Origin of the sequence: Cellulomonas sp. 73-92 (assembly GCF_001898175.1) — a bacterium.
Classification (GTDB): domain Bacteria; phylum Actinomycetota; class Actinomycetes; order Actinomycetales; family Cellulomonadaceae; genus Cellulomonas.
On the sequence record NZ_MKTH01000008.1, the window covers coordinates 14,032 to 27,335 of the forward strand.

10 protein-coding genes are annotated in these 13,304 nt (G+C 74.8%); 3 read left to right on the forward strand and 7 right to left on the reverse strand.

Annotated elements, in window-relative coordinates:
* Positions 1-2: 2 nt before the first annotated feature.
* From secA to mtrA, 7 genes are all read right to left on the reverse strand, one after another.
* Positions 3-2,810, reverse strand: coding sequence for a preprotein translocase subunit SecA (gene secA / locus BGO37_RS03580; protein WP_291752353.1), 2,808 nt, complete (start codon positions 2,808-2,810; stop codon positions 3-5).
* A 118-nt stretch (positions 2,811-2,928) separates the two neighbouring features.
* The gene (locus tag BGO37_RS03585; RefSeq protein WP_291752354.1) at positions 2,929-4,188 is read right to left on the reverse strand and encodes a crosslink repair DNA glycosylase YcaQ family protein; all 1,260 of its coding nucleotides are present in this window, start codon (positions 4,186-4,188) and stop codon (positions 2,929-2,931) included.
* A 91-nt stretch (positions 4,189-4,279) separates the two neighbouring features.
* Positions 4,280-4,939, reverse strand: a complete 660-nt coding sequence (gene raiA, locus BGO37_RS03590) for a ribosome-associated translation inhibitor RaiA (RefSeq protein ID WP_291752355.1) — start codon at positions 4,937-4,939, stop codon at positions 4,280-4,282.
* Positions 4,940-5,108: 169 nt separating this feature from the next.
* Positions 5,109-5,840, reverse strand: a complete 732-nt coding sequence (locus BGO37_RS03595; protein WP_291752356.1) for a ComF family protein — start codon at positions 5,838-5,840, stop codon at positions 5,109-5,111.
* Between the two features lie 119 nt (positions 5,841-5,959).
* Complete coding sequence (locus BGO37_RS03600) at positions 5,960-7,666, reverse strand: LpqB family beta-propeller domain-containing protein (protein WP_291752357.1); 1,707 nt, start codon at positions 7,664-7,666, stop codon at positions 5,960-5,962.
* Positions 7,666-9,396 (reverse strand): MtrAB system histidine kinase MtrB, encoded by a 1,731-nt coding sequence (gene mtrB, locus BGO37_RS03605; RefSeq protein WP_291752358.1) that lies wholly within the window; start codon positions 9,394-9,396, stop codon positions 7,666-7,668. The genes BGO37_RS03600 and mtrB overlap by 1 nt, the downstream gene beginning before the upstream one ends.
* Positions 9,393-10,076: an MtrAB system response regulator MtrA gene (mtrA, locus tag BGO37_RS03610; RefSeq protein WP_291752359.1), complete on the reverse strand. Its 684-nt coding sequence runs from the start codon at positions 10,074-10,076 to the stop codon at positions 9,393-9,395. Before mtrA ends, mtrB begins: the two co-directional genes overlap by 4 nt.
* A gap of 166 nt (positions 10,077-10,242) precedes the next feature.
* On the opposite strand from mtrA, the gene BGO37_RS03615 reads away from it, so the two are divergent.
* Genes BGO37_RS03615 through BGO37_RS03625 form a run of 3 tightly spaced genes read left to right on the forward strand, consistent with a single transcriptional unit; the run spans position 10,243 to position 13,257 of the window.
* Positions 10,243-11,445 carry a hypothetical protein gene (locus BGO37_RS03615; protein WP_291752361.1) on the forward strand — a complete coding sequence of 401 codons (1,203 nt, stop codon included), beginning with the start codon at positions 10,243-10,245 and terminating at the stop codon, positions 11,443-11,445.
* 7 nt (positions 11,446-11,452) lie between these two features.
* Entirely contained in the window at positions 11,453-12,073 is a 621-nt protein-coding gene (locus BGO37_RS03620; RefSeq protein ID WP_291752363.1) for a DUF4129 domain-containing protein, read from the forward strand.
* A complete protein-coding gene (locus tag BGO37_RS03625; protein ID WP_291752366.1) occupies positions 12,070-13,257 on the forward strand; it encodes a DUF4350 domain-containing protein in 1,188 nt (395 codons plus the stop codon). Before BGO37_RS03620 ends, BGO37_RS03625 begins: the two co-directional genes overlap by 4 nt.
* Positions 13,258-13,304: the final 47 nt, after the last annotated feature.

A 13,304-nucleotide genomic window follows, 5' to 3' on the forward strand; every position in this document is an offset into this window, starting at 1 on the left:
GGTCAGTGGCGCTTCTTGCCCTGCTTGGCGGCCTTGCGGCGCTCCTCACGGTTCCCCCCACCGGCGGCCGGCGCGGAGGCCGGGGCGCCGGAGCGCTGGGCCGTCCCGGAGCCGGCACGCCGCGCGTCACCGCTCGACACCACCGCGCCGTCGCCGTCCGACGACGGTGCCGAGTAGCTCAGGGGCGCGCGCTGGGCGGGTCCGTCCAGACCTTGGGCGACGACCCGCGGCGCGGGGGCCGCCTCGACCTCGGCGGGCGCCGCGTTCTCGTCCGGTGCGACCTCGGCGGGCGCCTCGGACACCTCGGGCTCGGCGACCTGCACCTCGAGGTTGAACAGGTACTGGACGCTCTCCTCCTTGATCGCGTCGGTCATCGCCGAGAACAGCTGGTAGCCCTCGCGCTGGTACTCGATGAGCGGGTCGCGCTGGGCCATCGCCCGCAGGCCGATGCCCTCCTTGAGGTAGTCCATCTCGTAGAGGTGCTCGCGCCACTTGCGGTCGAGGACGGCGAGCGTCACGCGCCGCTCGAGCTGGCGGATGCCCTCCTCGCCGAGGAGCGCCTCGCGGTCGGCGTAGGCGATCTCGGCGTCCGAGAGCACCTCGCGCTCGATCATCTCGGCGTCCAGCCGCTCGATCCCACCGGCCGCCTCGACGACGTCGTCGACCGTGATGGAGATCGGGAAGATGCCGCGCAGGGCGGTCCACAGCGTGTCGAGGTCCCAGTCCTCCGGCCGGCCCTCGGCCGTGGCGTCGTGGATGTACCCCATGAGCACGTCGCGCCGGAAGTGCGTGATCTGGTCGGCGAGGTCCTCGCCCTCCAGCACGCGCCGGCGCTGGGCGTAGATGACCTCGCGCTGGCGGTTCATCACGTCGTCGTACTTGAGGACGTTCTTGCGGATCTCGAAGTTGCGCGCCTCGACCTGCGACTGCGCCGACGCGATGCCGCGGGTGACGATCTTGCTCTCCAGCGGCAGGTCCTCGGGGAACCCGGCGCGCTGCATCATCGACTCGGCCAGGCCCGAGTTGAACAGGCGCATGAGGTCGTCCTGCATCGACAGGTAGAACCGGGACTCCCCGGGGTCGCCCTGGCGGCCGGAACGGCCGCGGAGCTGGTTGTCGATGCGGCGCGACTCGTGCCGCTCGGTGCCGAGGACGTAGAGCCCACCGAGCCCGACGACCTCGTCGTGCTCGGCCGCGACCGCGTCCTTCATCTTGGCGAGCACGCCGGGCCACGCGGCCTCGTACTCCTCCGGGCGCTCCGCGGGGTCGTACCCGCGCTGCTCCATCTCCGCGACGGCCATGAACTCGGCGTTGCCGCCGAGCATGATGTCGGTGCCGCGGCCGGCCATGTTGGTGGCGACGGTGACGGCGCCCTTGCGGCCGGCCTGGGCGACGACGGCCGCCTCGCGCTCGTGCTGCTTGGCGTTGAGCACCTCGTGCGGCACGCCGTGCTTCTTCAGCTTGCTCGACAGGTACTCGCTCTTCTCGACCGAGACGGTGCCGACGAGGACCGGCTGGCCCTTGGCGTGGCGCTCGACGATGTCGGCGACGACGGCGTCGAACTTGCCCTCCTCGCCCTTGTAGACGAAGTCGCGCTGGTCGAGGCGGATCATCGGCTTGTTCGTCGGGATCGGCACCACGCCGAGCTTGTAGGTGTTGAGGAACTCGGCGGCCTCGGTCTCGGCCGTGCCGGTCATGCCCGCGAGCTTGGTGTAGAGGCGGAAGTAGTTCTGCAGCGTGATCGTGGCGAGGGTCTGGTTCTCCGCCTTGATGGTCACGCCCTCCTTGGCCTCGATGGCCTGGTGCATGCCCTCGTTGTAGCGCCGGCCGGGGAGGATGCGGCCGGTGTGCTCGTCGACGATGAGCACCTCGCCCTGCAGCACGACGTAGTCCTTGTCCCGCTTGAAGAGCTCCTTCGCCTTGATGGCGTTGTTGAGGAACCCGATGAGCGGGGTGTTGAGCGACTCGTAGAGGTTGTCGATGCCGAGGTAGTCCTCGACGCGGGCGATCCCCGGCTCCAGGACGCCGATGGTGCGCTTCTTCTCGTCCACCTCGTAGTCGCGCTCCGGCTCGAGGCGGCGGGCGACCTTGGCGAACTCGGTGTACCAGCGGTTGGCGTCGCCGGACGCGGGGCCGGAGATGATGAGCGGGGTCCGGGCCTCGTCGATGAGGATGGAGTCGACCTCGTCGACGATCGCGTAGTGGTGGCCCCGCTGGACGAGCTCGTCCACCGTCCACGCCATGTTGTCGCGGAGGTAGTCGAAGCCGAACTCGTTGTTGGTGCCGTAGGTGATGTCGGCGGCGTACTGGACCCGCCGCTCGGCCGGTGTCATCTGGCCGAGGATGCAGCCGGTGGTCAGCCCGAGGAACCGGAACACGCGGCCCATGAGCTCGCTCTGGTAGCCGGCCAGGTAGTCGTTGACCGTGACGACGTGGACGCCCTGGCCAGACAGGGCGTTGAGGTAGGCCGGCAGCGTCGCCACGAGCGTCTTGCCCTCGCCGGTCTTCATCTCGGCGATGTTGCCCAGGTGCAGGGCCGCGCCGCCCATGAGCTGCACGTCGAAGTGGCGCTGGCCCAGCGTGCGGCGGGACGCCTCGCGCACCGCGGCGAACGCCTCGGGCAGGATGTCGTCGATCTTCTCGCCGTCGGCCAGCCGCTCCTTGAAGCGGTCGGTCTCCTCGCGCAGCTCGGCGTCGGTGAGGGTCTCGAACCCGTCCTCCAGGGCGTTGACCTGCGCCGCGATCCCGGCCAGCCTCCTGAGGATCCGGCCCTCACCGAGCCGCAGAACCTTCTCGACGACGGACGCCACGCGCCACTCCCGACTGCTCGCACCCCTGCAGGGGCGGTGGACCTCACCGGCCACTCGGCCGGGCCTAGCCATCCTAGGCGAGCCATGGGTCGGCGGGGTGGGCGCCCTGGTGGCGGGCTCAGGCCCCCAGCGCCGTGGCCAGCGGCCCGGCGAGCTCGCCCCGCGCGTTGCCGTCGCGGTCCGCGACGACCACGTCGGACAGCCCGAGCCAGCCCGCCGCCACGCGCAGCTCGGCGGCCAGCTCGGCGGGGACCCCGGCGACGGCGCCGCCGACCGGGTGCGCCGCCAGCACCCGCAGCACACCGTCCTGGCGGTCCGCCTTGAGGTCGACCAGGGCGACCACCCGGTCGCCCAGCAGGAACGGGAGCACGTAGTAGCCCCACGTCCGCTTGGCCGCGGGCGTGTAGATCTCGATGCGGTACCGCAGGCCGAACAGGGCCTCCACCCGCGTGCGCTCCCAGACGAGCGGGTCGAACGGCGACAGCAGGGTGCGCGCGCTCGTCGTGCGCGGCGCGGTCGCGCCCACGTGCCGCCAGCCGGTGCCCCAGCCGTCGACGACCACGGGCTCGACGACGCCCTCCTCGGCCAGCTCGGCGAGGGCCAGGGCCGTCGGCGCCTGCCGCAGCCGGAAGTAGTCGGCCACGCAGCGCAGGGTCCCGACGCCCAGCGCCCGGATCGACGTGGCGACGAGCTCGCGCACCGCGTCGCGCTCGTCGGGCTCCGGCAGGCCCAGGACCGCCCGCGGCAGCACGCGCTCGACCAGGTCGTAGCGCCGCTCGAACGCGCCGTTGCGGCCCGCGGACGCCGCCTGCCCGGTGAAGAAGAGGTACTCCAGGACCCGCTTGGACACCGTCCAGTTCCAGCCCCACTGGTCGTCGGGCCGCTGCGGGCGCTCGTGGCCGAGCCGGGCGTGCACCTGCTCGGCGGTGAGCGGGCCGGCGTCCGCGAGGAGCGCGCGGATGTCGTCGACGACCGGCGCATGCTGCAGCGGCACGTCGCGGACCATGCCCCACGCGTCGCGCAGGTAGCTCTGCCGCCGCCAGCCGAGCAGGCGGTAGGTCTCGGGCGTGACGAACGAGGCCATGTGCGCCCACGACTCCACGAGCCGGCGCGGGGCCCGGTTCGCGGCACGGTCGACGAGCCCCGCGTCGAAGGCGCCCAGCCGCGCGTAGAGCGGCATGAGGTGCGCCCGCGCGAACACGTTGACCGAGTCGATCTGGACGACGCCGAGACGGTCGACCACGGTGCCGACGTCACGGGCGGTGACGGGGCCGTCCGGGCGTGCCCGGTCGAGGCCGGCGGCGCGCAGCGCGATCCTGCGGGCCTGCGCCATCGTCAGGTGGGCGACGGCGCGTGCGGGGGCGTCGGTCACGGGCACGCCCGCATCCTCCCCCGGCCCACCGACACCCCGGACGCGCGACGTCCGGGCGAACGGTCGCCGGAACGGCCGTCCGCCCGGACGACGTGGCCTAGAACGCCGGCGCGGGCTCGCGCACCCGGGCGCCCACGCCCTCGAGGACGACCGTGTCGAGCTGGATGACGCCGTACGACCAGCCGTGCCGCCGGTAGGCCACCGCCGGGCGACCGCTCTCGGCATCGACGAAGAGGAAGAAGTCGTGGCCGACGAGCTCCATCTGGTAGAGCGCGTCGTCGACCGTCATCGGTGCCGCCTCGTGGACCTTCTCGCGGATCACCACCGGCGAGTCCCCCAGCGGGATCTCCCTGGTGCCGTCGTCGAGGACCCGCACGGCATCGATGCCCGCGGCGCCCACCTCCGCGTCCTGCGGCTCGCCGGTGGGCTCGGTCCCCGGGATCGTGGTGTCCTTGCGCTCCCTGCGCCGGTCGCGGCTGCGGCGCAGCCGCTCCAGCAGCCTGGCCAGCGCCAGGTCGAGCGCCGCGTACGGGTCGTCCGCCGACGCCTCGGCGCGGATCACGGGTCCGCGGTCGACGACGGTCAGCTCGACCCGCTCGCTGAAGTCAGCCTGGCGCGGGTTCGCCTCGTGCGAGACGAGCACGTCCACGCGCTGCGCGCGCGGAGCGAGCTGCTCGATCTTGGCGAGCTTGGCTGCCACGTGGGTCCGGTAGCGGGCTGGCACATCGGTGTGACGACCGGCAACCACGATCTCCATGAGGGCCTCCTGGGAGGTGAGGGGCGCCGGTGACTCGGCGCCCGGTGGCGAGCAGTCCTGGGCCCCGAGGGGCAACGACGACACCACCTCCTCCGCAACCGGTCGGGCCGCCGCGCAGGCGCCGGGAGGACCGGTTCCATGCACCACGTTAACCCGTCGTTCGAGGCCGTCAAAAGGTCGGACCGGGCGAACCTGCGCCGGACCCGGGCGAGGGTGTCGACGCGACCACGACCCCGGCGACCACGGCGATCCCCGAGGCCTCGAGCGCCCGCACGCAGGCGGCGAAGGTCGCCCCCGTCGTCAGCACGTCGTCGACGAGCACGGCTCGCCCCGGCAGGGCCGACGGCCACCGGCGGACGTGGACGTGGCCCGAGAGGTTCCGGGAGCGCGCCCGCGCCGACAGGCCGGCCTGGTCGGCGCCGGCCGTCCGCCGCAGCACCGGCGCACGGCGCGCCGGGCACCCCCGACGGGTCAGCTCGTCGGCCACCGCGGCGGCGAGCTCCCCGGCCGGGTCCCAGCCCCGCCTCCGGCGCGCGGCCGGGGTGGAGGGCGCCGGCACGACGAGCACGGGGCCGGGCCCGAGGAGCGACTCCCCCGCCTCGTCGACCAGCGCCCGGGTCGCACGCCGCGCCGAGGCGCCCAGCGCCGCCGTCATGTCGGCGCGGCCGTGGTCCTTCCAGGCGCTCACCGCGCGCCGCACGGGCCCCGCGAAGTCGGCCACCGCCCACACCGCCACCGGCGGCCGCCCGTCCATCCGGTCCAGCCGCGCGGCCCGCCCCTCGACCCGCCAGGCCGGGCGGGCCAGCCCCTGCGCGCACCCGTCGCACCACGGCACGTCGTCCGCGCCGCACCCGGCGCACGCGATCGGGAGCACCAGGCCGAGGAGCTCCCGGCCTGCCACCCGCCACCATGCCCCGCCCGCCCCGTGCACGGCGCGCAGCCTCGTCGTCCCACGGCGGGCCACGGCACGTGCGCACCCGGCGGGCACCGGCGCGGCCGGACCACCGGGCTGTGGGCGCCTCAGCCGGGGTAGGAGGGGTCACGCACCCCGGAGACGCCCTCGACCGGGGTCCACGTCGGTCCGCTGAAGGTCAGCAGCCGCCCGTCGCTCGTCGCGACCAGGAGGCTGCGCTCCGTGCGCCAGCCCGCGAGCGAGACCCCGCCCGCCACGTCCGGCAGCGCCTTGCTGGGCCCACCGAGCGGCACCTCCCACACGGTGGCCGACCCGGCGCCGCGCGCGAGCACGGCGAGCTGGTCGTCGTCGTACCAGACCACGGACCCGGCGACCGTCAGGGCCGCGCCCACGCGCTGCGTCTGGTCGGACAGCTGCTGCGGGCCACCCCGCTCGTCGCGCGCGATGCCGGCCACGTCGATGGACACGCCCGACCCGTCCTGGGCGGTCGAGACGACCGCGATGCGCGTGCCGTCCCGGGAGACGCGCACGGCCGTGACGGTGCGGTCGGCCAGCCACTTCGGGGTGAGGCTGACGTCGGGATCGTGGCCGTCGACCGCGGACACGGTGCCGCCGGAGGCGGTCCACACCCAGCCGAACCGGTCGACCGAGGGCGCCGCGAGGTTGGGCGACTGCAGGAGCGTCTGCGACGCCTGGCTCGCCGTCGGCACGGTGGCCAGCTCGTTCGGCCCCCGCAGGAACACCCGCACCACGCCGTTCTCCGAGCGCGCCGGGCTACGGGCGTCGAGGCCGGTCAGCGGCGCGACCCCCGCCACGGGTACGGGTGGGGTGCCCGGCGAGCCCAGCGCCGCCAGGTGCTCGCCGTTGGCGTCGGAGGCGATCGCCTCCGCGGCGGCCGGGGTCGCCTGGGCCTGGCCGATCGTCAGGAGCTGCTTGGTGCCCTGCAGCTGCGGCCCGTCCGCCCCCGCCTGCACGACGACGGTGCGCACCTGCGCCACCTGCTGGACGAGCGTCTCCTGGATCTGGGCGACCAGCAGGTCGTGGTCGGCGGCCTGCACCGCGCTGGCCGGCCCGAGGTCGACCTCCGCCTGGCCGTCCTTCACCGTCACCGCCTCCGGCGTCAGGACGACACCCTGGGGCACCGCCGTCCGCACGGCGTCGCGCAGCAACGGTGCCGGGCCGGCGAGCAGCCCCTTGACCACCGACGTCGCCAGGTTGACCGCGGGGTACCAGCGCGGGTCCGGCACCAGGTACTGCGCGTCGGGCGTGAGGAAGAAGAGGGACACCCGGCGGAACTGGTCCTGGAACTGCCGCGACGTGAGGATGAGGCCGTCCGGCACGTCCTTGATGCGCCACTGCCCCGAGGTGTCCTGCACCATCCCGAACGTCACCGTCTCGGGAGCGCCGCGGGCCGTCTCCGAGTACACGCCGTCGGCGTCGACCTTGGCGACGACGGACGCGTCGATCGTCACCTGCGTGTCGCTCGGCTGGGACGGCGTGAAGCCGTCGACGACGAGGACGCCGCCCAGCGGGTTCCAGTTCGCCGCCGCGTCGCCGTACAGGTACTTGCGGGCCACCGTGAAGTCCAGGCCGTTCGACACGCCGGCGGCGCCGGCCGTCAGGTAGTCCTCGACGATCTGCTCGGGCTGCGATCCGGGCTGCGGGCCGACGGCGAGGACGACGGCCGGGTTCGGCTCGGCGACCTGGCCCCCGCCGCCCTGCTGCACGGGCCCCGACGTCGGGATCCGGGCACAGGCGCCGAGGGCGACGGCGGCGACGGCCAGCAGGCCGGCCACCCGCAGGGCGCGGCTCATCACGGCACCTCCTGACGGTCCGGGTCGAACGCGCCGGTCCACTCCGGCAGCGCGGCCGGGTCGGTGCGCGGCACGCCGGCCGGGACGACGACCGTCTCCGGCTCGGGTGCCGGCACGAGGTCCAGCGGCGAGCCGGTCAGCCTCATGCCGGCCCGCCGGGGCAGCGTCAGCCGGAAGCTCGCGCCCTGGCCCGGGCGTCCCCAGGCATCGAGCCAGCCGCCGTGCAGGTGCGCGTCCTCGAGCGAGATGGCCAGGCCCAGGCCGGTGCCTCCCGTGGTGCGGGCCCGCGCCGGGTCGGCGCGCCAGAACCGGTCGAACACGTGCGCGACCTCCTCGGGCGTCATGCCGATGCCGTGGTCGCGCACGACGACGGCGACCGCCTTCGCGTCGGCAGCCACGCGCACCTCGACCGGCGTCCCCTCCGCGTGCTCGATCGCGTTGACCAGCAGGTTGCGGCAGACGCGCTCGACGCGCCGGGGGTCGATGTCCGCGACGGCCTGGCCCTCGGGCAGGTCCACCCGCAGCCACGAGCCCTTGCGGGCCGCCAGCGTCACCACGTTGTCCACGGTCCGCAGCACCACGTCGCGCACGTCCCGACCCTCGGCGTCCAGCACGGCCGCGCCGGCGTCGTAGCGGCTGATCTCCAGCAGGTCGGCCAGGAGGTCCTCGAACCGGTCCAGCTGCGTGCTGAGCAGCTCGGCCGAGCGTTTCGTCGCCGGGTCGAACGACTGCCGGGCGGCGTAGATCATCTCGCCCGCCATCCGCACGGTCGTCAGCGGGGTGCGCAGCTCGTGCGACACGTCGGAGACGAACCGGCGCTGCAGTGCGGACAGCTCCTCGAGCCGGCGGATCTGGTCCTGGAGCGAGGCGGCCATCTCGTTGAACGAGCGCGCCAGCGTCGCCATCTCGTCCTCGCCGTGCACGGGCATGCGCTCGGTCAGCTGGCCGTCCGCGAGCCGCTCGGCGACCTCGGCGGCCCGCCGCACGGGGCGCACGGTCTGCAGCGTCACGAGCCACGTGATGGAGGCGAGCAGCACCACGAGGGCACCCGCGGCGAGCGCGAGGGTGCCGAGCAGGAAGTCGAGCCGGCGCTGCTCCGCGTCCAGCCGGTAGAGGAAGTAGAGCTGGTAGGTACCGACGACGGGCACCTGCACCTGCTGGCCCACGATGATGCCGGGCGTCGTGCTGCCGTCCTCCTCGGTGATCGCCACCGACTGCCAGTGCTGCTTCTTGTCGGCCACCGCGGCCTTGAGGCCGTCGCTGATGAGGTACACCAGCGCCGGCTTCGTCGCCGTGTTGCCGACCTGCACCGGCGGCGGCTGCCCGGTCGTCGGCTGCACCGGCGCGCGCAGCATGAAGACCTCGGGGCTGCTGGGCCCGCCCGTGCTCTGCTCGGTGGTCACGCCGCGCAGCAGCACGAACACCTCGGCCGCCGTCTGCGCGGTCGACGCGCTGAGGGTCTGCTGCGCCTGCTGCGAGGAGCGGAAGCTCTCCTCCAGCACCTGGTCGCGGCGCTCGTCGAACAGGCCGGCGGCGGTGCGCTGCCCGACGTAGACGAAGACGAGGGCGAGGGCGACCAGGCCGATGACCAGCGTGGACGTCAGCACCCGCACCTGCAGCGACTGGCGCCACCAGTGCACGGCGTCCCGCAGCCGCCGCAGCCACCGGGACCGCAGCAGCCGCCACACGCTCGTCCACCGCGGCCGGCCGCGGCGCGCGCCCTCGGTCACGAGGTCGTCGCGCCCGCCTTGTAGCCGACCCCGCGGACGGTCATGACGATCTCGGGCTTCTCGGGGTCGTGCTCGATCTTCGAGCGCAGCCGCTGCACGTGGACGTTGACGAGCCGGGTGTCGGCCGCGTGGCGGTAGCCCCAGACCTTCTCGAGCAGCACCTCGCGCGTGAACACCTGCCACGGCTTGCGCGCCAGCGCGACGAGCAGGTCGAACTCGAGCGGCGTCAACGAGATCTGCTCGCCGTCGCGCGAGACCCGGTGGCCGGGCACGTCGATCGTCAGGTCGCCGATCGCCAGGTGCTCCGGCACGGGCTCGTCGGACCGCCGCAGCCGCGCGCGGACACGCGCGACGAGCTCCTTCGGCTTGAAGGGCTTGGAGATGTAGTCGTCGGCGCCGGCCTCCAGGCCGAGCACCACGTCGACCGTGTCGCTCTTGGCCGTCAGCATGACGATCGGGACGCCCGACTCGCCACGGATCTGCCGGCAGACCTCGTACCCGTCCTTGCCCGGCAGCATGAGGTCGAGCAGCACCAGGTCCGGCTGCGCGTTGCGGAAGACCCCCAGCGCGTGGTCCCCGTCCTCGCAGAAGACCGGCTCGAACCCCTCCGAGCGCAGCACGATGCCGATCATCTCCGCCAGCGCGGTGTCGTCGTCGACCACCAGCACACGACCCTTCATGGGGGGCATTGTCGCACCGAGGGCAGGCCGGGACGGCGGATCCGCAGGTGGACCGGTCGCGGACCTCCCCCCGCCCGCGCCGGACGGCCCGCGGACGGGCACCCCGCCGTGGCACGATGGCCGCCGGGGCGCGCACCGGCCGCGGCCCGGGAGGGGACGCAGCGGCATGACCAGCCCCGAGGACCGCCCGCCCGCCTGGACGGCGCCCGGCGGGTCCGGCCAGGAGCGGCACGACGAGCCACGGCCGCACGACGAGCCCCCGGCGTGGCAGGCACCGGGCCAGCAGCCCACCGGGTGGGGCGCGCCGCAGGTGCCGCCGGCCTGGGCCGGCCAGCAGCCGCCGCCCTGGTCGGGGCAGCAGCCGCCGCCCCCCGGGTACGGCTACCAGCCGGCACCCCAGGCCTGGGCCCCGCCGGTGCTCCAGCCCGGCATCATCCCGCTGCGCCCGCTGTCGCTCGGCGAGATGCTCGACGGCGGCGTGCGCGCCATCCGCGCGAACCCCGCCGTCATGTTCGGCCTGTCGTCGGTGGCGGTGGCCGTCGCGGTGATCTTCTCGGCCCTGCTCACCTACTACGTCTCCGGGTTCCTCACGACGCCGCTCAACGACGTGTTCGGCTCGACCGCCACGGGTCTGTCCCCCGCCGAGTCCGGCCAGCTGAGCGGGAACCTCTCGTACGCGTTCGGCTCGGTGTTCACGCAGCCCGTCACGGTGCTGGTGACGACGATCCTCACCGGCCTCCTCGTCGTGGCGGTCAGCCGCTCCGTGCTGGGCCGCACCATCACGGTGCGCGACGTGCTGCGCTCCGGGCGGGTCTGGTGGGTCGTCGGGTTCTCGTTCCTGTCCGGCGCCGTGGTCGTCGCCGCCATCGCCGTGCTGGTGGGGATCGTCGTCCTCCTCGCCGTGTCCCACCACAACGGTGCCGCGGTCGTCGCCGGCCTGGTGGCGTTCGTCGTCATCGTGGTCGGCGCCGTGTGGTTCAGCACCCGCACCCTGCTGGTGACGCCCGCCCTGATGCTGGAGGGCAAGGGCTTCTGGGCCACCGTCCGGCGGGCGTGGCGCCTCACGCGCGGCAGCTTCTGGCGGCTGTTCGGGATCTGGCTGCTGGTCTCGCTGCTCATGGGCGTGCTGCAGCAGATCATCCTCACGCCGTTCAGCCTCGTCGCGTCGTTCGCGTCCTCCGGCGAGCTCGTCTCGGCGACGTCGCTGGCGATCACGTCCGTGGGCCAGATCATCGCGCTGACGGCGACCACGACGTACACCTCCGCCGTGGTGGCGCTGCTCTACATCGACGTGCGGATGCGGCGCGAGGGCCTCGACATCGAGCTCGGCCGCGCGGCCACCGCCGACGCGGCCGCCGCCGTCCGGTAGGCCGCCGGTGCTCCTCGAGCCCCCGGTGACGCCCGACGCGCCGACCGCGCGGCGGTGGGCGGCCGACGAGCTCGCCAACCCGGCGTACCACCAGCAGGACAGCCTGCTCGTCCGCCTGCTGCGCTGGATCGCGCAGCAGTTCCAGGGGCTGCCGACGCTGGGCATGCAGCCCGCGCTGGCGGCGCTGCTGGTCGTCGGCATCCTCGTGGTCGTCGTCCTCGTCGCGCTGTGGGTCGCCGGGCCCGTGCGCCGCTCCCACCGCGCCGCCCGCGACCGCGAGGTCCTCGGGCACGACGACCGGCGCAGCGCCGCGCAGCTGAGGACGGCGGCCGATGCCGCCGCGGCCGCCGGCGACTGGTCGCGCGCCGTCGCGGAGCGGTTCCGCGCCGTGGTGCGCGCGCTCGAGGAGCGCGCCGTCCTCGACGAGCGGCCCGGCCGCACGGCGCTGGAGGTGGCCGCCGAGGCCGGCCGCGTGCTGCCGAGCGTCGCGCGCGACCTCACCGAGGGCGCCGAGCTGTTCGACGAGGTCGTCTACGGCGAGCGCACCGCCGGCCCGGCCGACGACGACACCATGCGGGCCGTGGACCGGCTGGCCGGCGCCGCCCGGCGGGAGCAGGTGCCGGCGTGAGCGCGACCACGGTCGTCGTCGGCGACGGCACGACGGCGCGCACGCGCGCGGCGGGTCGCTGGCGGCGCTGGCGGCCCGTGCTCGTCGTGCTCGGCGTGCTGCTCGTCGGGGCGCTGCTGGCGATCCTGCCGGCCCCCCGGACGTCGACGACGCCGCTCGCGCCGGACAACCCGTCCGGCAACGGCGCGCGGGCGCTGGCGCAGGTCCTCGGCCGGCACGGCGTCACCGTGACGTACGTGCGGTCCCTGCGGGACGCCGAGCGCGCCGCCGCGGGCGGGACCCTGCTCGTCGTCGACGACTACGCGCTGACCCCGCAGGACGCGCAGCGCCTGGCGCAGGTGGACGCCGACCTCGTCCTCGTGGCCGCGACGCAGTACCTCGACCAGCTCGCGCCGGGCGTCGGGCTGGCGTACGGCGGCGGCTCGGCGGCCACCGCCCGCCAGGCCGCGTGCACGGACGCGGACGCGGTTGCGGCCGGCACCGTGACCGCCGCCGGTGCGCTGACCGCGCAGTCGCCCGGCGTCGTGACGTGCTTCCCCGCACCGGGCGCCGGCGCGCAGGGCGGCGGCGCCTACGCCGTCACGACGAACGCCGCCGGCCGTCGCGTGGCGGTGCTGGCCGACGCGACGCCCCTCACCAACGGCGCCCTGGCGACGGACGGCAACGCGGCCCTGGCGATCCGGATGCTCGGTCGGCACGACCACCTCACCTGGTTCCTCCCGGCGATCGGCGCCGGTGCCGACGGCGGCGGCGGCGGCCAGAGCCTCGGCAGCCTGGTGCCGCCCTGGCTGACGGTGCTCGGCCTGCAGGCGCTGGTGGTCGCGCTCGTGCTCGCGCTGTGGCGCGGCCGCCGGCTCGGCCCGGTGGTCGCCGAACGGCTGCCGGTGGTGGTGCCGGCCGCCGAGACGACCCGCGGGCGGGGCCGGCTGTACCGGCGTGGCCGGTCGCACGGGCACGCCGCGGCGGCGCTGCGCGCCGGGGCGGCGACCCGGATGGCGGGCCGCCTCGGCCTGCCCCGCTCCGCCGACGCCCACGCGACGATCGAGGCGGTCGCGCGGGCCTCGGGGACCGCCCCCGACGACGTGGCGCGCCTGCTGTACGGGCCGCCACCGCACGACGACCGAGAGCTGGCCACCCTGGCCGACGAGCTGGACATCCTGGAGAGCGAGGTCAACCGCCCGTGAGCGACGACGTTCCTGGCTACGGCGAGCCACAGCGACACGGCGGGCCG

Bases quoted from the DNA above. Each gene is read 5' to 3' on its own strand.
- raiA (WP_291752355.1), bottom strand. From the start codon at position 4,939: ATGGAGATCGTGGTTGCCGGTCGTCACACCGATGTGCCAGCCCGCTAC.
- BGO37_RS03600 (WP_291752357.1), bottom strand. From the start codon at position 7,666: ATGAGCCGCGCCCTGCGGGTGGCCGGCCTGCTGGCCGTCGCCGCCGTC.
- mtrA (WP_291752359.1), bottom strand. From the start codon at position 10,076: ATGAAGGGTCGTGTGCTGGTGGTCGACGACGACACCGCGCTGGCGGAG.
- BGO37_RS03615 (WP_291752361.1), top strand. From the start codon at position 10,243: ATGACCAGCCCCGAGGACCGCCCGCCCGCCTGGACGGCGCCCGGCGGG.